We start from the raw sequence: 21,249 nt of genomic DNA, 5'->3' as shown, positions 1-21,249 counted from the left end.
GCTAGATATGGCACCTACCTAACGATTGTTAGGTAACAGATTGGGCGCTATACTCCCTCCCGTCAATACCTTTTCGCAGAGGCAGCTCGTGGAAAACCTGGCAGGCGCAAGCTCCAGCGATAGGATCCTGGCTGTCGCGACAAAGATGGCTCAGGCGCATGGGTACGGCGGATTGAACGTCCGGTCCCTTGCTCAAGAGGTTGGTATCAAGGCCGCGAGCCTGTACCACCATTTTCCGAGTAAGGCAGACCTCGCCGCAGCGGTCGCCAAGCGCTACTGGCAGGACTCGGCGGCGACGCTGGAAGCGCTGTCCGCCAACACGCCGGACCCTATCGATCGCCTGCGCAAATACCCGGGGACGTTTCGGAAGTCGCTGGAGAGTGGCAACCGCATATGTCTCTGCAGTTTCATGACCGCCGAATACGACGATCTGCCTGACGTAGTGAAAAAAGAAGTCCAGGTCTTCGCTGAGGTCAATGTTGCCTGGCTTGGGAAGGCACTGCTGGCGGCTAACGTTGTGGACTCAAAAGAAGCCAAGCGGCGAGCACGCGCGATCTTTGCGGCCATCTCTGGCGCTCAGCTTATGGCGCGCGGCCGCTCAGATATAAAGCTTTTTGATGCCTTGATTGAGAGCTACCAGATGGCCGGGCTCTTACCCGCTTAATTTGAGTCTATCTCTGCCGGTCACACGAGCGTTCCGCCACCGTCCACCACCACGGACTGGCCGGTCGTGTAGCCACCTCGCATAAACGAAAGGTAGGCCTCGGCCAAGTCATGAGGTGTGCCCACTCGTCCCACGGGCAGTTTCGCAGCGGTTTCGCGGAAAATATGTTCGCGTGTGTCGGCAGGTATGCCGGACCAGAGATCGGTGGCAACCATGCCAGGCACGACGGCGTTGACCCGGATAGGGGCGAGTTCGATGGCGAGAGCTCGCGTCAGCGATTCGATGGCTCCGCAAATGCTTGCCGCAAAGGCAAAGCCCGCCGGCGGGCGCCGTGCCGATGTTCCGCCGGTCAAGACGATAGATCCACCGCGCCGCATATGGGGGCTCGCCGCCTGTACTGCGGCGAGCGCACCCCAATAGCGCAACTCGAAGAATTCGCGAGCGGCCACCAAGTCGGTATCCGTAACACGCGGGCCGAACGGAAGGGGCTCACCCGCCGTATAAACCAGATGGTCGAACTCACCCAGTGCTGCGAAGAGCTCTCTCGTGGCAAGCATGGATTTCAAGTTCACCGCCTTGCCCGTGACGCGCCCCTCGGGGAGTCGATCCACCGCATCGGCGACGCTTTGGGGCTGGCTGGCGACGATGACGACACTGGCTCCTTCGAGCGCGGCGGCTTCGGCCACGGCAAAACCGATGCCGCGAGAGCCGCCAAGTACGGCGATACGTTTTTCTTTCAGCATGACTTGCATCCACGGAAAGTGTCGATGAGCAGGTCCGATGTGCTCAGACCCGTTGATTGCCGGTCATCGTAGGCAGCGGTATAAGTACGATCGATAGCTGAAAGGCCAAAAAACGTTATCTACTGTCCAAACATGGATCCTTTCCTTGATCTGATCGGTCTACTTCGGCCGCGTGCCACCCTGTGGGGCGGCATCGAAGGGCGTGGCTCATGGGCGGTATCGTTTCGGAAGCGGGACGATCTCCTGTTCTGCTGGCTGTCGCGCGGTGAGTGCCAACTGCTTCGTCCGCGTATGCCGCCGTTGCGCCTGGGCGCCAACGACTTTGTGCTCGTTCGTACTGACTCGCCCTTCATACTCAGCTCGGACCCATCGATCGAACCGATCGATAGCGAGACGGCCGTCGTCCGGACAAGAAAGACGACGCTGCGAGTCGGTAGCGGCACGAAGTCACCCGTCACCCTTCGTGGCGGCCGATTTTTCTTCGATACGGCAAGCGAGTCCCTGTTGACCGACCTGCTCCCCTCCCTGGTTCATATTCCGGGAAGCGACACGTCCTCGCCGCGCATCCGCACCCTGATGAGCATGAACGAAGCAGAGTCCTCGCACCCAGGGCCTGGCAGCGAATTCATCGTCGCGCGCCTGATGGAGTTGATCCTGGTGGAGATTCTTCGAGGCAACTCATTTTCAGCGCAGCAGCACGCGGGGCTCATCGCGGGCCTGAAAGATCCCAAGATGGCGCGTGCGCTCACAGCCATTCATCGCGACGTGGCAAGGGACTGGACCGTTGCCAGTCTGGCTCGGCTCTGTGGCATCTCGCGTTCTGGTTTTGCCACGCGTTTTCGCGCGACGGTCGGGATGGCGCCCGTCGAATACTTGCAGCATTGGCGTATGGCGCTGGCAAAGGACGCCCTGCGACTCGGTGCGAGAGGTATCGGCGAAATCGGTCTGTCTATCGGGTTTCAATCGCCAAGCGCATTCAGCACTGCCTTCACCCGGGTGGTCGGACTTTCCCCAAGGCGATTTGCGGCTTCCGTTCGATAACGATAACCGCACGTACTTCAAGTCGCAGGTGGCTCTTGCTTGCGCCCCTGGATCGAGCACAGGGGGTGTGGCGGGGCGCTTCCCGCGCCCTATGCGTCATTCAAGTGGATGCGCGGGCAGCGTACTCGGCGCGAGCCGTCTCGATGCGGACAGCGTTCGCAAGTGCCCACTCTGCAAGCCCACGGATCGGACGCAGAAAATCACGGCCGAGCTCGGTGAGCGCATATTCCACCTGGGGTGGATTGACGGGCGTCACCCTCCGGGAGACGAGCCCGTTCTCTTCCAAGTCGCGCAGAGTGGAAGCAAGCACCTTCTGACTGATCTCTCCCACCTCGCGGCGAAGCGCATTGAAGCGGTGTGGCCCGCGCCCGAGCACGCGGACGATCAATATCGTCCACTTGTCGCTGACTCGCCCCAGCATGCGACCGATGTAAACGCATTGGGCGGTTTCCGCCTGGTAATCTGGTGCTTGCAAAGTGCCTCCTTGTCCGTCGGCGCGAACTACTCGATAGTCGGTTGCAGAACGTTACCACTGTCGTGCTGAGGGACAGAACGATGGCGCTGGCAAGCATGCCGACCTACTTCCTCTCACACGGTGGCGGACCGTGGCCCTGGCTGAAGCATCTCCGACCGGGCATGTACGATCAGCTCGAAGCGTCGCTTCACCAGGTTCGCCATGAATTGGGCGCAGCACCGCGCGCCGTGTTGATGATCTCCGGGCACTGGGAAGCACGTCGATTCCTGGTCTCATCCTCTGCCCGCCCGCCGATGGTCTATGACTATGGCGGCTTTCCCGAGCACACGTATCGCATCCGCTACGACGCACCGGGCGATCCCGCACTGGCAGGAAGAGTGCGCGATCTCCTGGAGCGCGGTGGCTTAGCCGCCGACCTCGATCCGCAACGCGGCTTCGACCATGGCACGTTCAGCCTGATGCAGACGATGTACCCGGAAGCAACGCTGCCGGTGGTGCAGCTCGCACTCCGATCGGATTTCGATCCTGCTGCGCACCTCCAAGCCGGCGAGTTGCTCGCGCCGCTGCGCAACGAAGGCATCGTGATCGTCGGCAGCGGCTTCAGCTTTCACGACACGGCGGCGATGCGCAGCGGCAGGGGCGGCTCCGCTTCGGCGACGTTCGACCGCTGGCTCGGCGATACGCTGGTCGATGCCGCGCCCGATGAGCGGCGCAGGCGCCTTATCGAGTGGACCCGCGCGCCCTCGGCTCGCGCGGCGCACCCGCGTGAAGACCACCTCCTGCCGCTGATGGTTGCCCTCGGCGCAGCCGGCCATGACGCAGGAACGCGCATCTACCATCAGACCGACTTCATGGGCGCGATCACCGCATCGAGCTTTCGATTCGGTCTGCCCGTCGCACAGCCGAATAGTGAGATCGCGGCCGCCTGATCGCACCTCTCGCACTTAGTCCCTCTCAATCGTGAAACTGAGGACGGTATGACCGCCAAGCCCCGCATCGCCCTTGTCATCGGCTCCATCAGGCCGACCCGCTTTGCCGACAAACCTGCGCAATGGATGTTGAAGCAGGCGCAAGCCCGCAACGACATGGACGTCGAGTGGGTCGACCTGCGCGACCACCCGCTGCCATTCTTCGCCGAGGCCGCCTCCAACCTCCACGTGCCCAGCAAGGATCCCGAGGCGCTCCGCTGGCAGGCGCGGATCGCCGGGTTCGACGGCTTCATCTTCGTGGTGGCCGAGTACAACCATTCGATCACCGGCGGGCTCAAGAATGCACTCGATCAAGCGTACAAGGAGTGGAATCGCAAGCCGTTCACCGCCATCGCCTACGGTGGCGCGGGGGGCACGCGTGCGTTGGAGCACCTGCGCGGCATCGCCGTCGAACTCCAGATGGTCTCCACCCGTTCGGCCGTCCATATCGGCGGCAGCGACTTCATGAAGGTGCTTCCGATGGGCGGCAACCAGCCGATCGAGGAGATCGAGCAGGCGCTGTTGCCCGCCGCCAAGAACGCACTCGACGAACTGAGCTGGTGGGCCGGCGCCACCATGGCGGCGCGCTCGGCCACCACCTGACCGGCCGCGTGGCATCCGGCATCAATCGGCCAGCCGGATGCAGGATGCCAAGGTCGCCATTCGTCACTCAGTGAACGAATCCGCGCTCCACCAGCCAGCGCCGGAACATGCCGGGCCACTCTTCCTCGTCCGGAATGCCAGTAGCCAGGCCAGCGCCATGGACGCCGTGGGGAAAGAGATGGACCTCCGCAGATATTCCTGCCTCGCGTAAAGCCCGGGCAAACATCACGCTATTCTCGGCGCTGATCTGCTTGTCGTCCATGCTCTCGAAGAGGAATACCGGCGATAGCCCGGGCGGGACGTTTAGCTGGGCGGAGAGGTATGGCTCCAGTCGAGCCTTCTCGCGACCGTCGTATCCATCCAGCAAATGTTTGAGCGAGTTCGGCGACGCGTACTGGTCCGGCAACATGGAAATGACCGGATAGCCCAAGCCAAGGAAATTTGGGTTGGCATTGACTGAGTCGATGCCGTCTCGTGTGGGCAAGTCAAAGTCTGATGCGGCGTGCAGAGCAACCGTAGCGGCGAGATGCCCGCCCGCAGAGAAGCCAAATAGGCCGATCTTCGACGGGTCAATGCCGAACTGAGACGAACGGTGTCGCACGAGCTTTAATGCTCTCTGCGCATCCCACATGGGGACCGGGTAGTGGTAAGTGCCATCTCTTTGAACCAATCGGTAGTAAAGAACGAAGGCGGTCACTCCCAACTCTCGGGAGAAATAGTCCGCGACGGGCTCCTGTTCTTTGCGATCACTCAGACGATCGTAGCCCCCGCCCGGAATAACGATGATGGCGACGTGCGCGGAGTTCTCCGAGGTTCGTCCGGGAAAGATTCTGAGAAAGGGAATATCCCGGCATGGGTCATTGCCTGCGGCGCCGGGGGCGACTCCATCCCACAGCCTGATCTCGTTGGAGTCATGAGGATCGTAGCAATTTTCTTCAGACCGACTTTTGGTATCGGTCGCTTCGTGCTGATGCGTTCTTGCTCGCGTGACATGCGGCCAGCTGGCAACACAAGCGAGCCCGAGAAAGAGAAAGAGAAAGAGAAAGAGAAAGAGAAAGAGAAAGACCTTGGCGATCATCCGACGTATACGCAAGGTGTTCATGGAATCTTTAGGCCAGTAGCGACGCGGCAAAATGTCTTCGTGCACTAAGGGGAGGCATCTTGGCGCGTCAGTGACATGTTCTTCGATCTGCACGACAGCAACGCCACCAGTCCTTATGCTGGCTTCAGGCGATGTAACGTCTCCGCCGCCACGGTCTTGATCACTTTTCTCACCGCTGCATCGGATTGCGTTGCCGCCATGGAGCGGTAGAACGCACAGCTCGTCATCGTGTAAATCAGGTCGACGGCCTCTCGCGCCGCCGCCGTCTGCTTGAAGCCCATGCGCTTCAGCAGCGCGGTCAGTGCTTGCCGACGCAGTTCGCTTCGGGCCTGCAGGACCTCTCCAAACTCCGCATCAAGTGCGATCGCGTCGTGCAGCCGCCCAAGCGCGGAATCGCCTGCCCAGAAGTCACAGAAGATCTCGATCAGCGCGTCCAGCGCAGCGGCCGGGTCCTTTGCTTCCAACGCAGCAGGAAGGCGAAGCAGTCGTCCGCGCTGCGCGAGCTCGTCCAGCACGGCCTCAAAGAGTCCACGCCGGGAGCCGAACTGGTTGTACACCGTCAAACGGGTGACGCCAGCGGCCTTGGCGACTGCGTCCAAAGAAAACTGAGCGATGTTCTTTTGCCGCAGCAGGTCCGTGGCGGCATCGAGCACCGCTTTGCGCTTTTCGGCCGCGGCCGCGGAACGCAGCGGGCTCAGGTAGGGGCGATTTGACATTGGCGAACTCACTAGCTAATTATATATACACCGTGTATATCCAAACTAAAGGTGAGGTGCGACGGTGCGAGAACTCCTGATGTCGATCATTGCGGTCCACGTCCTTGCAGCGGTGTTCTGGGCGGGGTCCAGCTTCGCTATCGCAAGACTTGGTGGCAGTCCGGTCAGTCGCCTCCGTATTCCGCAACTCACGGCTGGAATCTTAGCAATCGTTTCCGGTGGAGTTCTGTGGCGACTCCTGCATGGAGCAGCGATGGGAGCCGCGGAATCCATTCTTCTTGCCGGGGCAGTCTGTGGCCTGGTGGCCTTCGCCATACAAGCGGGCTTGGCGCTATCCGAGATGAAGTCCAAGCACGCAGGCCCAAAGTCGGAAGCCCGTGCAACCATAGGGCACCGCGCGGCAGCCGCACTTCTTGGCATCACAACTATCAGCATGGCCATCGCGCGGTTTGCGTGATGGACGTTCTCCCTCCTCATTTCATGACAGACCCTGTGCCCGGATTTGACGGGATGGTGCACTGCCGGATTGTGGAGGCGGTCGAACCCGCAAGGCTGGTCTACACCTGGAAGGGCGGGCCCATCGATACCGTCGTGTCATGGACACTGACGCCGCTGGATGGCAACCGCACATTGCTTCGCCTCAAGCAGGACGGCTTTCGACCGGAAGACGAACAGACGCGACAGGTACTCGAGCAGGGCTGGCGTCAGAAGGCGCCGCGTACGCTCTCCCTCGTTGTGGCGAGCCTCATGTAGACGAGCAGGCCTGCCATGGCGAGCAACAACCGTGCACTACAAGCCGGTGCACGACACACGCAAATCGTGTCGGCAATTAACCGTACGTCCAAACGCTTGCGCCATCTCTCATAGCCCGGCTCCCTTGCCAACCTGTGCGAGACATCGCCTATCGGCATCAACCTCGCCGAGCCAGCTTGCCCATGCGATAGGCATGCGGTGACACCCCATGCCACCGCTTGAAAGCGTGGATGAACGCGGCCGTCTCCGAGTAACCCAGGCGGTCGGCGATCTGCTCCAGCGGCAAGCGTTGGATCGTCAGCAGTTGCTCGGCGATCGCCTGCCGCGTTTCGTCGCAAAGCGCGACGAAGCTGGTGCCTTCATCGCTCAGGCGACGGCGCATGGTGCGTTCGGACATGCATAGCGCGAGCGCCACCTGCTTGATCGGCGGCATATTGCGTGGCTGCAGCGCGATGATGTCGCGCACGCGCGCCGCCAAGCCTTCCCGGCGCCGCCAGGTTTCCAGATAACGCTGGCATTGCTCCTCGGCCAGGCGCAACGCGACTGGGTTGGCTCGTTCCAGGGGAAGTTCTACATCCTTGTGCTTGAGTACCAGCAGGCTCCTGCCACGCTCCAGAGGCGTCACGCCGAGCAGCTTCCGGTAGACATCGACCGGTTCCACCACGTGCGCCAGATCGAGGGAACGTGGGGTGACGACGCGCTGCAATAGCTCCCGCGCCAGCGCGAGAATGACGCCGATGGTGCGCTCGACCGCGAAGGCGCGGATATCCGCCGGGATGCGCTCCTCAAGAAAACGGATATGCAAGTCGCGACCGTCACCCTCAGGCGCCACCTGCACCATGGACGCATTGAGGTCGGCATAACGAAGTGCCACGTCGAAGGCGCTGCGGAACGTCGGGCTGCTGATAAAGGCAAAGCCCACCGGAGCGATCCACGTAAAGCGATAGCGCAGGCCGATGCGCAGGCCGACAGCAGGCATGCCATCGGCAAGCCGCAGCAGGTTCCGGATCACGCGGTATTCCTGCTCGAACGACACCGTCGACATGGGATCCTCCAGGCTTCCTTGCTTGACGCCCGAACCGGACAGCAACGCCTTGGGCGGCACGCCCATCTCACCGGCCAGATCCACCAGGATGCCGATTGCATGGATATGCCGTCTCGTACTCGCCGTCATCTGCTGCCGGTGACCTTTTCGCTGGGAGCGCGGATTAGAGGCAATGCCTGCCCAATAAACCATACGTTTGGCCGCACCGGTCAATTATTAGGCCGATCCGATCATTCCGTGGCAGCCGCCGCGCCTCGGACACTAGGCCTGAGCGTACCCCCTGCATCCCGCCGATCGTACGGCGGCGGCCCGCGACTGCGGCGGCCGCTGCCGGAAGCGCGTGCATGGGGGAAAACCTGGGGCCGGCGCGCATGCCAGCCTGGCTTTCTTGAGACGACCAACCACTTTGGGGGACGCGTGACGACGGTAGCCGAGCGATTGGTGCAGACGCTGGAAGCAGCAGGCGTGGAGCACGTATACGGGTTGGTGGGAGATTCGCTCAACGGCATTACCGAGGCACTGAGGGCCGGCAGGCACATCGCCTGGATCCCCGTCCGACATGAAGAGGTAGCCGCGTTTGCCGCCGGCGCCCACGCACAGCTGACCGGGCAGGTGACCGTCTGTGCGGGCAGTTGCGGCCCGGGCAACCTGCACCTGATCAATGGCTTGTACGAGTGCCACCGCAACCGCGTGCCGGTGGTGGCCATCGCCGCGCATATTCCCAGCACGGAGATCGGTTCGGGTTATTTCCAGGAAACCCATCCGCAGGCTCTGTTCAAGGAATGCAGCCACTACGTGGAACTAGTCTCCGATCCGCTGCACGTACCGCGCATCGTGGAGACAGCCATTCGCGAAGCGGTGACCCGCCAAGGCGTGGCCGTGATCGTGCTGTCCGGCGACGTGGCGCTGAAACAAGCCGGACCGCAGCGACCATCTCCGCGACCGGTGCCACGCATGCCTCGCGTATGCGCCGACGAAAAGGACATCGATGAACTCGCCAGCCTGCTGGATACCTCCCAGCGCATCACGCTGCTGTGCGGCGCCGGTTGCGCCGGCGCCCACGATGCGGTGGTGGAGCTGGCCGGCAGGCTCAAGGCGCCGGTAGTACACGCGCTGCGTGGCAAAGAACATGTCGAATGGGACAACCCCTACGACGTCGGCATGACGGGCCTCATCGGCTTTGCTTCCGGCTATCACGCCATGGAAGCCTGCGACACCTTGCTGATGCTCGGCACGGACTTCCCCTACCGTCAGTTCTATCCCTCCAAGGCCCGCATCGCGCAGGTGGATCTGCGCGGCGAGAATCTCGGCCGGCGCTGCCGCCTCGACCTGGGGGTGATCGGCGATGTGCAGGACGTGCTACCGCGCCTCCTCGCCAAAGTGCAGGCCAAGCGCGACGACACGCACCTGACCCAGGCCATACGCCACTACCGCGCCAGCCGGCAGTCCCTGGACGATCTGGCCAACCGGCATTCCAGCCATCGGCCGATCCATCCCCAGCTGGTCGCGGCGTGGATCAGCGAGCTGGCCGACGACGATGCGATCTTCACCTGCGACGTGGGCGAGCCCACGGTGTGGGCCGCCCGCTACCTGAGAATGAATGGGCGACGGCGCCTGCTCGGTTCCTTCCTGCATGGCTCGATGGCCAATGCCATGCCGCAAGCGATCGGTGCGCAGGTCGCCTTTCCCGCACGGCAGGTCGTATCGCTCTCCGGCGACGGTGGCTTCAGCATGCTCATGGGCGACCTGCTGACCATCCGCCAGCTCGGACTGCCGATCAAGATCGTCGTCTTCAACAACGGCCTGCTCGGTTTCGTAGACATCGAGATGAAAGCGGCCGGATTCCTACCGACCGGCACGCGGCTGGACAACCCCGATTTCGCCCGCATGGCGCAATCCATGGGCATGTTTGGCATCCGCGTGGAGGAGCCCTCCGCGCTGAAGGAGGCATTGACCACGGCGCTCGCCTACCAAGGCCCGGCCGTGATCGACGTGGTGACGGACCGGCAAGAACTGGTGATGCCGCCGAAGATACGCGCCGAGCAGGCCAAGGGCTTCAGCCTGTGGATGCTCAAGGCGGTGCTCAGCGGCCATGCCGACGAAATCCTGGACGTGGCCGGCGGCGCGTTCGATCGCTGACCGCTTTCGCTTCCTTCCCTGCATGACCCGATGGGCGGCGCCCGCGCCGCCTGCTTCCCGACTCCCCGAGGAGCCGCTCCATGTCCGTTCCCCATAGTCCGCTGGCCACGAACGACCGGATCCGCCGCGCGTTCGCCATCGCCTGGGTCGCCGCGCTGGCCTTCTACTTTCTCGAATACGCGGTGCGTTCGGCACCGGCGGTAATGATCCCGGAGCTCGCCGACACGTTCCACGTATCCGCACTCGGCGTAAGCGGCATTCTCGGCACCTACTACTACACCTACTCGGTGACGAGCCTGGTGGCCGGCTGGCTGCTCGACCGGCTGGGCGCGAAGTACGTGGTGCCGGCGGGCATGGCGGTACTGGGTGCCGGTTGCCTGTTGTTCGTGATGCCCTGGGCCGTGGTGGGCGACCTGGCGCGCATGCTGCAAGGCGCCGGCTCGGCCTTCGCCTTCACCGGCGCGGTCTACCTCGCCTCGCATGCGTTTTCCGCAGGAAGGCTGGCCACGGCGATCGGCGTGACGCAATGTCTGGGGATGCTTGGCGGCACCGCCGGCCAGATGGCCGTGGGGCCGCTCATCCATGGCTGGATATCGGTTTCCGCCTTTTGGTTCGGATCAGGGCTGGTGGTGCTGCTGGTCGGTCTCGTCCTGCTCATGATCACCCCTGCGGAAGCTTCGCCGACGGCCCCTCGCGGCCACGGCGCGTTGAGCACATACAAGACCGTGTTCGCCAATCCGCAGTCGTACCTTTGCGGCGCCATTGCAGGCCTGCTGTTCGCGCCGACCACCATCGGCGACATGATCTGGGGCGTGCGGTTCTTGCAGGCCGACCGCGCCTTCTCGTATGGCAGCGCCGTACTGGCTGTGTCGATGGTGCCGCTGGGCTGGGTGTTCGGCTGTCCGTTGCTCGGCTGGCTGACCGATCGCCTGGGAAGACGCAAGCCGGTCCTGGCCGGCGGCGCGCTGGTGATGCTCGCCAGCTGTCTGCAGCTGGTATTCGCGCCCGGGGCGGCAACTGCTTGGGCGACGCTGCTGTTGTTCGGCGTGGGCTCGGGCGCGGCGATGATTCCGTACACGGTCATCAAGGAAGCCAATCCGGACGAGGTCAAGGGCAGCGCAACCGGCGCGATCAATTTCCTTACCTTCGGCGTGACTGCGGCGATCGGGCCGATGTTCGCGCGGCGGCACGGCGCCGGCCTGGGCGATGGGGTGGCGGATGCGGCAGCGCATTTCCGCGAAGCGGGCCTGTTCTGGGCCGGTGCCATCGCGGCGGCACTGCTGCTGACCGCCTTGCTCAAGGAGACCGGCGCACATGCGCGGCGCTGATTGGCATTCGGCCAGTCCGCGAGGCGCGCGGCGAGATCGCAGCACACGCATCGCCGCGGGCGGCTCGTCCGCGCTCGCCCTCTCAGGTTGCGCGCACGGCGGCGCGCCCGCGTTCGTCTTCTTCGGCGCCTACGTCCCTGCCTGGATGCTGTGTGCGCTGGCCGGCATCGTGGTCGCGCTGTTGGCGCGAGCGGCCATGCTTGCCGGAGGGCCGGCGCAGGCGCTGCCGTACCCGCTGTGGTTCTGCGCCGGGTGCGGATGGATGGCTGGGCTCGCCGTCTGGTGGCTGGGTTTTGCGCGATGACGATGCGCAAGGGTGGCGTGCGGCGGCATGGCCGTCTGGGGCGCGGCATCGTGGCCGTAGTGGTGCTGGCCGCCATCGCGATGGCGATATCGATGGGTTACCGCCGGGCGCGGCTGCCTGCAACGGACGACGCCACCATCGACGCCGACATCGTCCATGTCGCGGCGGCCGTCGGCGGACGCATCGTGGACATTCCGGTCGCTGAGAACGACCAGGTGGCGCAGGGGCAACTGCTGTTCCAGATCGACCCAGAGCCCTACCGCTTGGCCGTGGCCCAGGCACAGGCCGAACTGGAATTGGCGCAGGCCACGCTGGAAACGCAGCGGCGGGTACTGTCCACACAACGCTCCGCCGCCGACATTGCGCGCGAGCAGACGCGCCGCGCAGCCACCCATCTCCAGTTGGCGGATCGCACAGTGGAGCGCATGCGCCCCCTGACCGCCAGCGGCTACCTGCCGGTGCAGCAGTTCGATCAGGCGCAGACCACCCGTCACGATGCCGCCACATCGCTGTCGCAGGCGCAGGAGCAGCAGGCCGCCGCCGAACGTGCGATCGATACCGAGGCCGGCGCCCTGGCGGCGGTCCACGCGCGGCAGGCGGCGCTGGCCATCGCGCAACGGGCCTTGGCGGATACCACCGTACGCGCGCCGCGCGCCGGGCGGGTCGTCGGACTCACCGTGACGCCCGGCGAGATGGTGCTTCCTTCACAATCGCTGTTCACCCTCGTGGTGACCGACGAATGGTTCGCCGTGGCTAATTTCCGCGAGTACGACCTGGACGCCATCCAGGTGGGCGATTGCGCCACGGTCTATTCGATGATCGATCGCTCCCGGCCGATTCGCGCGGTCGTGCAGGGGCTTGGCGCCGGGGTGCTGGACCAGGAGCGGATCAACCTTCCACGCGGGGTTCCCTACGTCGAGCGGTCGGTCAACTGGGTGCGCGTGGCGCAACGCTTTCCTGTACGCGTGGCGCTCCACGATCCGCCCGCATCGTTGATGCGCCTGGGCGCCAGCGCGGTGGTGGAGGTGAAGCGTGGCGCGGCTTGCCGATAAGACCCGGCGTGCCTGTCGTATCGCGTGGTTGCTCCTGTTCACGGCCACGCCGGGACGGTGGGAGTTTGCGTTGCGGCAAGCCGCGATCTGCGCGGCGGTCACCTGGGTCGTGCAGTATTACCAGACGCCGGAGGCCGCGCTCACCGCTTACGTCGTGTTCTTTCTGAACGCGAGCGACCGCGCTACCAGCGTGGTGACGAACATCGCGCTGACGCTGGTACTGACCCTGGTCATCGCACTGGTGGTGATCGTGGCGATGCTGGTGATCGACGATCCCATGGTGCGGGTAGCGAGCATGGCGACGATTTCGTTCGGCTTGCTGTTCCTCGCCTCGGCCAGCCGACTCAGCCCCATCGCTGCCACCCTCGCGCTCATCGTCGGCTATGCGCTCGGCCTGCTGGGCGACGTGCCCGGGGGTGAAACGGCGACGCGCGCGCTGCTCTATGCATGGCTGTTCGTCGGTATCCCCGCCGGGGTGTCGTTGGTGGTCAACCTGCTGGCCGCGCCATCGCCGCGCCGCTTGATCGAGCGCGAACTGGCCGCGCGGCTGCGCCTGTGCGCGGCAATGCTGCGCTGCCCCGATGCTGGTACGCGCGCACGTTTCGCCGCCGCGCTGGCTCAACTTCCTGGCAAGCCGCCGGCCTGGGTGAAGATGGCCGCGCTCGAACGAACGTCGCCGGCCGCCGTCGTACGCGCGCTCGACTGGGCGTGTACGTCGAGCATCACGCTCATGCTGTGCGTGGACGTGCTGTGCCGCCGCGGCGAATCCTTTCCGCCAGCACGCGCTGCCGCAGTCGCACGCACGCTCGACGACATGGCGAGCATCTTCGGCGAAGGCGGTTACCCGTTGGACGTCGTGCCGCCTCCCGGCGATGGGCCGTCGCCTGCCCAGGCAGCAGCCTGGGACGAACTCGATGCCGTGATCGCAAGGTTCGCGGAGCCGGCGGCATGCCCTCCCGCCGAACGTGCGCCGCCGCGTCGCGGCGGCTTCTTTCGGCCCGATGCATGCTCCAACCCCACACACGTCCGGTACGCCCTCAAGACCACCGCGGCCGCCATGGCCTGTTATGTGCTCTATCAGCTGCTGGACTGGCCGGGCATCCATACCTGCTTTCTCACCTGCTACATCGTGGCGCTGCCCACCGCGGCCGAAACCGTGGAGAAGCTGGCCTTGCGTATCGCCGGCTGCCTTGCCGGCGCCGCCGCCGGTATCGCCGCCATGGTGTTCGTGCTGCCGTTGACGACCTCGGTCGAAGGGCTGATAGCCATCGTCTTCGCCGGAGCGTTCGCTTCCGCGTGGATCGCCGGTGGCGGGCCGAAGATCGCCTATGCCGGCTTCCAGGTGGCCTTCGCTTTCTTTCTTTGCGTGATGCAGGGTGCCGCGCCGGCATTCGACCTTACGGTCGCGCGCGATCGCGTGATCGGCATCGTGCTGGGCAACCTCGTGACCTATCTGGTGTTCACTCGCGTGTGGCCGGTCAGCGTGGCCGCGCGCATCGATCCGGCCATCGCTGCGCTGCTGCGCCAACTGAGCCAGATGACCATCGCCGCCTCAGCGGCGGGAGGCCGCCGTGCCGCTGCCATGGTCCTCGCAGCCGGCGCGTCGCTTGCCCGCGACTTGGATCTGGCGCGATACGAACCGCCTCAACTGCGCCCTTCGGCACATTGGCTGCGGCAACGGCGGGCTCTGGTCCGGCAGGCGCGGGCAGCGGTCGGACCGCTGCTGATCGCCGCCGAGCGAGGCCCCCGCCCAGGCGTGCCGTTCGCCCGGCGCCTGGACCGGATGGCACGCGCGATGGGCGGCGGCGCTTATGAGGCAGCGCCGGAAGCGGTACGCGTCGAGGATGCCGCCTGGTCTGCCGGTGACCAGGCGCTGTGCGCGATCGAACAGCGCATCCCGCGCAACGGGAAGATGGATGAGAAGCGCACCGATGAAGCGGGTTGAACGAATACTGACGGCCCTGGCGACCCTGGCCCTGTCGGCCTGCGCCACCTCCGGCCTGGAGATGGCACCGCCGGCGCCCGATCGCCCCTGGTCGCCCAAGGTCAGCGCCGGGGGCGAGATCGTGGCGGGCACGCCGGACACCCAGGACAGCTCCCGCTACGTACTGCCGGCTAACCGCGCCCTCGCCACGAGGCCGCCGGCCGTTACCGATCAAGCCAAGGTCTACACCCTGCCGACTTTGATCGACCTGGCCGAATCGACTCAGCCCACCACGCGCATCGCCTGGAACGAAGCGCGCCGTGCCGCGCTGGCCGCAGGCATCGCGGAGAGCGCCTACCTGCCGCAGATCACGGCCAGCGCCCTGGCTGGACGGCAGAACAGCCACGGCCACGCGACCGCCGATGGTATCGGTATCGGCAGCCGCGGCTCGGCAAGCGGCACGCTGTCGGCACTTTCCGTGCAGTGGCTGTTGTTCGATTTCGGCGAGCGCACGGCGGTGGTCGATGCGGCGAAGCAGGCTTCGGCGATATCCAACATCGCTTTCACTGCCGCGCATCAGCAGATCATCCACGCCGTCAGCGCAGCCTTCTACGCGCATGCCGCCGCGCGCGGGCGCCAGCGCACGTCGCTGCAATCGGTGCAGAACGCACGCCAGGTGGAAGACGCGGCTCAGGCCCGCTACCGGCAAGGCCTCGGCACGGTAGTGGAACTGGCCCAGGCACGCCAGGCCACCGCGGCCGCCGAGCTGGCGCAGGTGAACGCCGATGGCAGCGAACGCGATGCGTATCTCGCGCTGATGAACGCGGTAGGCCTGCCGCCGCTGGACGAGATTCATCTCGCCGATGTCTCGGCGCGCCCTCTTCCATCGGAGCTACGCGATTCTTTGGATGACAGGATCGCAAGCGCACTATCGCGAAGGCCGGACGTACTGAGCGCCTACGCTGCCACCAAGGCCAGCGCGGCGAAGATACGTGCGGCGCGCGCCGAGTTCATGCCCAAGGTCTTCCTGTCCGCCGTGGGCGCCTATGGCCGCGGCGATCTGAGCGTGAACACCTTGCCGTCGGCAGGGCCGCAGCCGCCGGCGGTGAATACGAGCGGCCACCGCTTCAACAGCAGCGTGTTCCTTGGCGTGTCGGTCCCCCTGTACGACGGCGGCACGCGTTCGGCCATGCTGGCCCGCGCCCGCGCGGAAGCCGACAGCGCCGACGTGACGCTGAACAAAGTGCGCGACGAAGCCGTGCGCCAGGTGGTCGCCGCAGAGAATGCGCTACGCACCGCGCTGGCGGCCCACGACGCCGCCGGGAAACTGGTCCAAGCGGCACAGACCACGTTCGATGCGGCCCTTGCGGCTTATCGCAAAGGGCTGGGTTCCATCACCGAGGTGTCATTGGCGGAGAACCAGCTGTTGCTGGCCCGCAACGCGCTTGGCGACGCCCACAGCGCCGCGCTGACCGCTGCCGCCACCCTGGCACTGGCGACCGGCGAACTGGGCGGCCCTCCGCCATAGGCAAGAGCTACACTGCGACGACCATCAACCGGGGGGCACGCGATGGATGCTTCATACATATCCGCGTTTGCGGGCCTGACTGGCGCGGCGATCGGCGGCCTCACCTCCTTCGCCACCTCATGGCTCACCCAGCAATACCAGCTGACGGACAAAAACCGCCAGGCCGAATGGAGCAAGCGGGAGCAGCTCTTCAGCGCGTTTATCGTGGAAGCGTCCAAGCGCTACGGCGACGCGTTGAGCCATGAAAAAGACGACGTGGGCGACCTGGTACGGCTATACGCCCTGGTGGGGCGCATCCGGCTCGTCGCCTCGCGGGAGGTGGTGACCGAAGCGGAGAAAGCCATGAATCTGGTGATCCAGGCCTATCTGGCACCCAACCGCAGCCTGCACGAGCTGAAGGAGCTGGTGGATCAGGGCGGAGTGCAGTTTCTGATGGCGTTTGGGGAGGCTTGCCGGGTCGAGCTTGAGTGGCTGGCGCCCAGGCACAAGTATGCCCATCAGGTAGGGCGCTGATGCTTTAAGGCAGTTTGTGCGGGCGCCAGAGGGGCTGATGGAAGGATTTCGTCGGTTAGTTCATCCACACCTCATGGTGGCCAAACTATGCGAGGCGGGGGCGGCCAAACTCTGTGAGATCGCGCAGGCTATGCAATCTTCCAAGGAGTGACTGTCTTGGAAAACTTGCCGTTTACACACATGGCTACGATGGCAGCTCGCGCACGGTGGATAGCTAACTCAAAGCCTGCGCCCCGTTAGAAGCGGAAGTACGCTTTCAATCTCCGCACGAAACTAACGCTGCACTGGCGTTACCAGAAGGGGACTTCTAAAACGATGTAATTTGCACACTTGGCCAACTTGGTCGGCCCGCAATGCACGAACTGCATCTACCAAGGCACCCATCATGACGACAGCCTCAAAGGGAATGCGGCAGCGCCCCGCCTGGTATGTCTGGGTCTACTTTGCACTCGTGGCGCTGCTCGCATTTGGCGGCACCTTCCTGTCCATGGTGCTGACGAGCCGTGACACGGATCCAAGCCTTACCTGGCTGCTCAAGTGCGTGCTGGTGATGCTGTTCGTCGTGATGCTTACCACTTTCTACCTCCGCCGCGATCGCCTCTCCTGGTCACGTTATGGGGTATCCGCCCAACCGCGAGTGTTGGCGTACGCATTGGCGGGCTTTGCGGGCGGGCTACTGCTGGCCTTGGGCTGGGCGGGCATCGTCAGGTACTGGGCGCCTTTTCATTGGCAAGCGAATCCCACGTTGCGCTGGGACGTATTGATATCGGGAACCGTGGCCTCATTGACCATCGGCGTCGCGGAAGAAGTGGGTTATCGCAGCTACGGCATGGAGCGGCTTTACCAGGCTTATGGCGCTGCAGCGGCGGTAGTACTACCTACGCTCATCTTTGTAGCGGCGCATCTTGCCGGCGGCATGGCTTGGCTTCCCGGCTTGCTGGTGGTCGGTTCCGGTGGACTGCTCTATGCCTGTTTGATGTTGGCCACCCGAAGCCTGCCCTTCGTCGCCGCGTTTCATATCGCCAACAACCTGGCTCAGGACGCGCTGCTGCGCACGAGCGAAGGTTCGCTTTGGCAACCGGTATTCAGAGACCCGGCGCAAGCCCCTTCGAATGGTTTGCCCATCTGGTTATCCATGGCGGCACTGAACCTGGCAGTGGCAGCCTATGCGTGGCGACACCGCGCGCGATTCCGCCTGCCATTTCTACCCCCGAGCGACTAAGCTCATCGCCGGTAACACCAAGCGTCACGTTCGCAGCAGCAGGCAACACCCTGTTTCCATGTCACCAAGGAGGAGATATGCGCAGATTCGCCTTGATGCTTTTGGTATTCGCCTTCGGCGCCACCACGGGCTGTGCGGCCGTCAACCCCGAACAACAACGCGCCGCCGACCAGGCCAAATGCGCCGGCTACGGCTATCAACCCGGAACCGACCAGTTCGCCAACTGCATGATGAAGATCGACATACGGCGGGAGAACCGGGCCGACGCGCAGGCGCAGAACGATGCGGACATGAAAGCGCGGAGCATCCGGCGCAACGGCGATACACGGTTCCCCGTGTGCAGCGCATCCATGATGGACGCGAACCTGGATACGGAGAACAACGCTTGGTACGGACCGAATTGCCGGGAGAAGTAGGCCGGTCTTCGGTTGCGTGACATTCGCCCTGGATGCGACCGCGAAACGCTCCATTCCGCACGATGGATAACCGGAGGTAGCGGTGTCAGCTACCTCCGGCCCTATCCGTCGATCTGCGGTGTCTCATCCTCAACCTGCCCGCTCCACCACCTTCCGGTCGAAGTAAGAAATCTTGTTGGCGATTCGCCACTCGTCGCCCACCTTGAGCAACAGGAAGTAATCGGTGATCACCAAGGCGCCATAGTTGAGCGTCACCCGTGCCGTGCCCGCATTGCCCGAGGCATCCACGAAGTCGATGCTCCGCACGCGCGAAGCCTCATCCGCCGCGACCTTGCCTTTGAAGAGCGCACAGAACTCATCCAGCGATAGCGAGGTGAACTTGCCGTCGCGTACGCTCTCGATGTGCGCACTCGGTAAGAAGGCTTGGCGCATGTGCGATGCGTCGCCCGTCGCCTGTCCGCGAAAATAATGCTGGATCGCCTGCTTCATGCCTTCCTGCGCGGCGGGGTCCTGCTGCGTCGCGGGACTTGGCCTGGGTATATCGGCGGGGAATGCCTGGACACCGGTCGCCAAGATGATGAGGATGCCTGCGAGCCGGGTGCGGAATCGTTGCGGGTTCATGGCGCGTCTCCGTGGAAAACCGACCGCAGGATCGCGGGCATGACGTTACCGGACAATGGCCTCCACCGCGGATTTCACTCGTTTCGGCGCAATCCGTGCGCGGTGCGGCACCTCATTTGAACAGCGCAAGCCGGTCACGATAGCTGCGCGACAATTTCAGCTCCTGCCCGCAGTCCAGCGTCAGGAAATATTCGCCGTTGAGATGCGGCCGCAGCGCGACCACCCGCGCCGCGTTGACCATTGTCGATCGGTGGATGCGCGGGAAGTGCGTCGGTTCCAGGCGTTTTTCCAGCTGCCTCAAGGTGGCGCGCAATACGTGGGTGTCGTGGTCGGTATGGATGCAGAGGTAATCGCCGGCGGCATCCACCCAGCGAATGCTCGCGGGCGGCAGACGCAGCGTGCGTGCGCCATCGCGGATGGCCAACGGCGCATCCGGATCGTGCAACGCCCGTGCGCCTTCGGCCCTCAGCGCTTCGTCCAGGCTTAGCGCCGGACGTCCGCTCAGCGCGCCGAGCAAGCCGAGCAGCTTGGCGCGATGCGCGCTGGCCTCCCGGCGATCCAGCGTTTCCCGCACCCGGAACAGGGCCTGGTGCAGGCGGCTGTCATCCACGGGCTTCAGCAAGTAGTCCACCGCGTTGGCTTCGAAGGCGTGAAGCGCGTATTGGTCGTATGCGGTGACGAAAACCACCAGCGGCATTTGCTGTGCCGGAATCGCGCGCAGGGTCGCGAAACCGTCGAGTCCGGGCATCTGCACGTCGAGGAACAACAGATCCGGCGCGTGTTCCGTCACCGCGCGCACCGTCGCCGCGCCATCGCCAACCTGGCCGACGATGTGGATATCCGGTTCGCCGGCCAGGCGCAGCTCCAGCCCACGGCGGGCCAGGGGCTCGTCGTCGGCGAGCAGCGTGCGGATCGGTCTGGTCCTCGGCGTACTCATTCGCGTGAAGCTCCGACGGCTTCGAAAGGCAAGGTCATCGTCACCGCCAAGCCGCCCTCGTCGCGGTTGCGCAGCTCGAAGCTCTGCTGCGCCCCATAGAGCACACGCAATCGGTCGCGCGTATTGGCCAGGCCGACCCGGTTGCCGCGCGGCGCGCTGTCCGGCGGCACGCCTTGCCCTTCGAGCGCCGGCCAACCGGGGCCATCGTCGATCACCGCCAGTTTCAGGCGGTCACCCTCGCGCGTGGCATGCAGGCCGATCGTGCCGCCCTCCACACGCTTCGCCACCGCGTACTTGATGGCGTTCTCCACCAACGGCTGCAGCAGCAGGCTTGGCAGCAATGCCGACCAGCAGGCGGGATCGACGTGCACATGCACCCGCAGGCGTTCGGCGAAACGGGTCTTTTCGATCTCCAGATACAGGCCGATCGCATCCAGCTCCTGCTTCAACGTCACCCGCTGCATGGGGTCCGCGTCGAGCGAATGGCGAAGGAAGGCGCTCAACCCCTGCACCATCCGGTTGGCGGTGGCGTTGTCGCGGTCCAGCACCAAGGTAGAGATCGCGTTGAGGGTGTTGAACAGGAAGTGCGGGTTCAGTTGATAGCGCAGCATCTTCAGCTGCGCCTGATGCGCCATGGCAGTGGCCGCCAGTGCCGCCTCGGTCTGCATGCGCAGTTTCCGCCAGGTGGTCATCACCAGATAGAGACTGGCCCAGCCGCCCACCACGTAGAGCTGGCTGATCACGTAGGTGAAGAAGCCGAAGCGCGTGAAGGGCAGGCACTGGCGGCACCATTCCAGGTCGGTCACCAGCTTGTAGGTGAGCCCCATCGCCGCGGCGATCAGCAGCACCGGCACGATCATCAGCCACGCCACCCGCGCTGGCGGCCGGTCGCCGCAGGCGCGCAGCAGATAGCGCAAGCCCAGCGTGCCGAAAAAACCGGCCATGGCCACCGCGAGCAGCACGGTCCAGTACTCGGCCGGCTTGCCGTTGGCGAGTGCGGAAAAGTAGTTGACCAGGAACACGCCGCCCCAGCCGCCCGTCTGCAGCCACCAGAACAGCGCGTGGGTCGACCGCTCCGGCGGCGGCTCGCCGAGCGCGGCAGGCGGCGCCGCTTGGCGGGTGGCAATGGGGTCAGGCGTCATGGCGTCGTCAGTA

General features: G+C 64.5%; 22 protein-coding genes. 14 read left to right on the top strand and 8 right to left on the bottom strand.

Annotation, left to right across the window (positions count from 1 at the left end):
- Positions 1 to 88 precede the first annotated feature (88 nt).
- Positions 89 to 664: a TetR/AcrR family transcriptional regulator gene (locus tag RKE25_RS02265; RefSeq protein ID WP_311840647.1), complete on the top strand. Its 576-nt coding sequence runs from the start codon at positions 89 to 91 to the stop codon at positions 662 to 664.
- Between the two features lie 20 nt (positions 665 to 684).
- On the opposite strand, the gene RKE25_RS02260 is transcribed toward RKE25_RS02265, so the two are convergent.
- Positions 685 to 1,407 carry an SDR family oxidoreductase gene (locus RKE25_RS02260; RefSeq protein ID WP_311840646.1) on the bottom strand — a complete coding sequence of 241 codons (723 nt, stop codon included), beginning with the start codon at positions 1,405 to 1,407 and terminating at the stop codon, positions 685 to 687.
- Between the two features lie 132 nt (positions 1,408 to 1,539).
- On the opposite strand from RKE25_RS02260, the gene RKE25_RS02255 reads away from it, so the two are divergent.
- Positions 1,540 to 2,448 (top strand): AraC family transcriptional regulator, encoded by a 909-nt coding sequence (locus RKE25_RS02255; RefSeq protein WP_311840645.1) that lies wholly within the window; start codon positions 1,540 to 1,542, stop codon positions 2,446 to 2,448.
- A gap of 100 nt (positions 2,449 to 2,548) precedes the next feature.
- Here the strand turns inward: RKE25_RS02255 and RKE25_RS02250 are convergent, their stop codons facing one another.
- Positions 2,549 to 2,923 (bottom strand): helix-turn-helix domain-containing protein, encoded by a 375-nt coding sequence (locus tag RKE25_RS02250; protein ID WP_311840644.1) that lies wholly within the window; start codon positions 2,921 to 2,923, stop codon positions 2,549 to 2,551.
- Between the two features lie 80 nt (positions 2,924 to 3,003).
- On the opposite strand from RKE25_RS02250, the gene RKE25_RS02245 reads away from it, so the two are divergent.
- Both RKE25_RS02245 and RKE25_RS02240 read left to right on the top strand, forming a co-directional pair.
- A complete protein-coding gene (locus RKE25_RS02245) occupies positions 3,004 to 3,852 on the top strand; it encodes a class III extradiol ring-cleavage dioxygenase (protein WP_311840643.1) in 849 nt (282 codons plus the stop codon).
- Positions 3,853 to 3,900: 48 nt separating this feature from the next.
- Entirely contained in the window at positions 3,901 to 4,494 is a 594-nt protein-coding gene (locus tag RKE25_RS02240) for an NAD(P)H-dependent oxidoreductase (protein ID WP_311840642.1), read from the top strand.
- Positions 4,495 to 4,561: 67 nt separating this feature from the next.
- Here the strand turns inward: RKE25_RS02240 and RKE25_RS02235 are convergent, their stop codons facing one another.
- Both RKE25_RS02235 and RKE25_RS02230 read right to left on the bottom strand, forming a co-directional pair.
- Positions 4,562 to 5,596, bottom strand: coding sequence for an alpha/beta hydrolase (locus RKE25_RS02235; RefSeq protein ID WP_311840641.1), 1,035 nt, complete (start codon positions 5,594 to 5,596; stop codon positions 4,562 to 4,564).
- 113 nt (positions 5,597 to 5,709) lie between these two features.
- The gene (locus RKE25_RS02230) at positions 5,710 to 6,312 is read right to left on the bottom strand and encodes a TetR/AcrR family transcriptional regulator (protein ID WP_311840640.1); all 603 of its coding nucleotides are present in this window, start codon (positions 6,310 to 6,312) and stop codon (positions 5,710 to 5,712) included.
- A gap of 456 nt (positions 6,313 to 6,768) precedes the next feature.
- Between RKE25_RS02230 and RKE25_RS02225 the strand changes: the two genes are divergently transcribed.
- Positions 6,769 to 7,065: an SRPBCC domain-containing protein gene (locus RKE25_RS02225; protein WP_311840639.1), complete on the top strand. Its 297-nt coding sequence runs from the start codon at positions 6,769 to 6,771 to the stop codon at positions 7,063 to 7,065.
- 157 nt (positions 7,066 to 7,222) lie between these two features.
- Here RKE25_RS02225 and RKE25_RS02220 read toward each other — a convergent pair whose 3' ends face one another.
- Positions 7,223 to 8,323: an AraC family transcriptional regulator gene (locus tag RKE25_RS02220; RefSeq protein ID WP_311840638.1), complete on the bottom strand. Its 1,101-nt coding sequence runs from the start codon at positions 8,321 to 8,323 to the stop codon at positions 7,223 to 7,225.
- A gap of 204 nt (positions 8,324 to 8,527) precedes the next feature.
- Between RKE25_RS02220 and poxB the strand changes: the two genes are divergently transcribed.
- From poxB to RKE25_RS02175, 9 genes are all read left to right on the top strand, one after another.
- Complete coding sequence (poxB, locus tag RKE25_RS02215) at positions 8,528 to 10,249, top strand: ubiquinone-dependent pyruvate dehydrogenase (RefSeq protein WP_311840637.1); 1,722 nt, start codon at positions 8,528 to 8,530, stop codon at positions 10,247 to 10,249.
- Between the two features lie 80 nt (positions 10,250 to 10,329).
- Positions 10,330 to 11,577 (top strand): MFS transporter, encoded by a 1,248-nt coding sequence (locus RKE25_RS02210; protein WP_311840636.1) that lies wholly within the window; start codon positions 10,330 to 10,332, stop codon positions 11,575 to 11,577.
- On the top strand, positions 11,564 to 11,881 hold the full coding sequence (locus RKE25_RS02205; protein ID WP_311840635.1) for a hypothetical protein: 318 nt from the start codon (positions 11,564 to 11,566) through the stop codon (positions 11,879 to 11,881). The genes RKE25_RS02210 and RKE25_RS02205 overlap by 14 nt, the downstream gene beginning before the upstream one ends.
- Positions 11,878 to 12,933 carry a multidrug transporter subunit MdtN gene (gene mdtN, locus RKE25_RS02200; protein ID WP_311840634.1) on the top strand — a complete coding sequence of 352 codons (1,056 nt, stop codon included), beginning with the start codon at positions 11,878 to 11,880 and terminating at the stop codon, positions 12,931 to 12,933. Before RKE25_RS02205 ends, mdtN begins: the two co-directional genes overlap by 4 nt.
- A gap of 70 nt (positions 12,934 to 13,003) precedes the next feature.
- The gene (locus RKE25_RS02195; protein ID WP_311840633.1) at positions 13,004 to 14,878 is read left to right on the top strand and encodes an FUSC family protein; all 1,875 of its coding nucleotides are present in this window, start codon (positions 13,004 to 13,006) and stop codon (positions 14,876 to 14,878) included.
- On the top strand, positions 14,865 to 16,385 hold the full coding sequence (locus tag RKE25_RS02190; RefSeq protein ID WP_311840632.1) for a TolC family protein: 1,521 nt from the start codon (positions 14,865 to 14,867) through the stop codon (positions 16,383 to 16,385). The genes RKE25_RS02195 and RKE25_RS02190 overlap by 14 nt, the downstream gene beginning before the upstream one ends.
- A gap of 42 nt (positions 16,386 to 16,427) precedes the next feature.
- Positions 16,428 to 16,898, top strand: a complete 471-nt coding sequence (locus RKE25_RS02185; protein WP_311840631.1) for a hypothetical protein — start codon at positions 16,428 to 16,430, stop codon at positions 16,896 to 16,898.
- A gap of 385 nt (positions 16,899 to 17,283) precedes the next feature.
- Complete coding sequence (locus RKE25_RS02180; RefSeq protein WP_311840630.1) at positions 17,284 to 18,120, top strand: type II CAAX endopeptidase family protein; 837 nt, start codon at positions 17,284 to 17,286, stop codon at positions 18,118 to 18,120.
- A gap of 77 nt (positions 18,121 to 18,197) precedes the next feature.
- A complete protein-coding gene (locus RKE25_RS02175) occupies positions 18,198 to 18,536 on the top strand; it encodes a hypothetical protein (RefSeq protein WP_311840629.1) in 339 nt (112 codons plus the stop codon).
- 129 nt (positions 18,537 to 18,665) lie between these two features.
- Here the strand turns inward: RKE25_RS02175 and RKE25_RS02170 are convergent, their stop codons facing one another.
- The 3 genes from RKE25_RS02170 to RKE25_RS02160 form a co-directional block, all read right to left on the bottom strand.
- Entirely contained in the window at positions 18,666 to 19,157 is a 492-nt protein-coding gene (locus RKE25_RS02170; protein WP_311840628.1) for a nuclear transport factor 2 family protein, read from the bottom strand.
- A 112-nt stretch (positions 19,158 to 19,269) separates the two neighbouring features.
- Complete coding sequence (locus RKE25_RS02165) at positions 19,270 to 20,094, bottom strand: LytTR family DNA-binding domain-containing protein (protein ID WP_311840627.1); 825 nt, start codon at positions 20,092 to 20,094, stop codon at positions 19,270 to 19,272.
- Complete coding sequence (locus RKE25_RS02160; protein ID WP_311840626.1) at positions 20,091 to 21,236, bottom strand: histidine kinase; 1,146 nt, start codon at positions 21,234 to 21,236, stop codon at positions 20,091 to 20,093. Before RKE25_RS02160 ends, RKE25_RS02165 begins: the two co-directional genes overlap by 4 nt.
- Positions 21,237 to 21,249 lie beyond the last annotated feature (13 nt).

This window comes from Dyella sp. BiH032, assembly GCF_031954525.1.
In the GTDB taxonomy this organism is placed as follows: domain Bacteria; phylum Pseudomonadota; class Gammaproteobacteria; order Xanthomonadales; family Rhodanobacteraceae; genus Dyella_D.
This window is presented reverse-complemented; position numbering and strand designations above follow the sequence as displayed.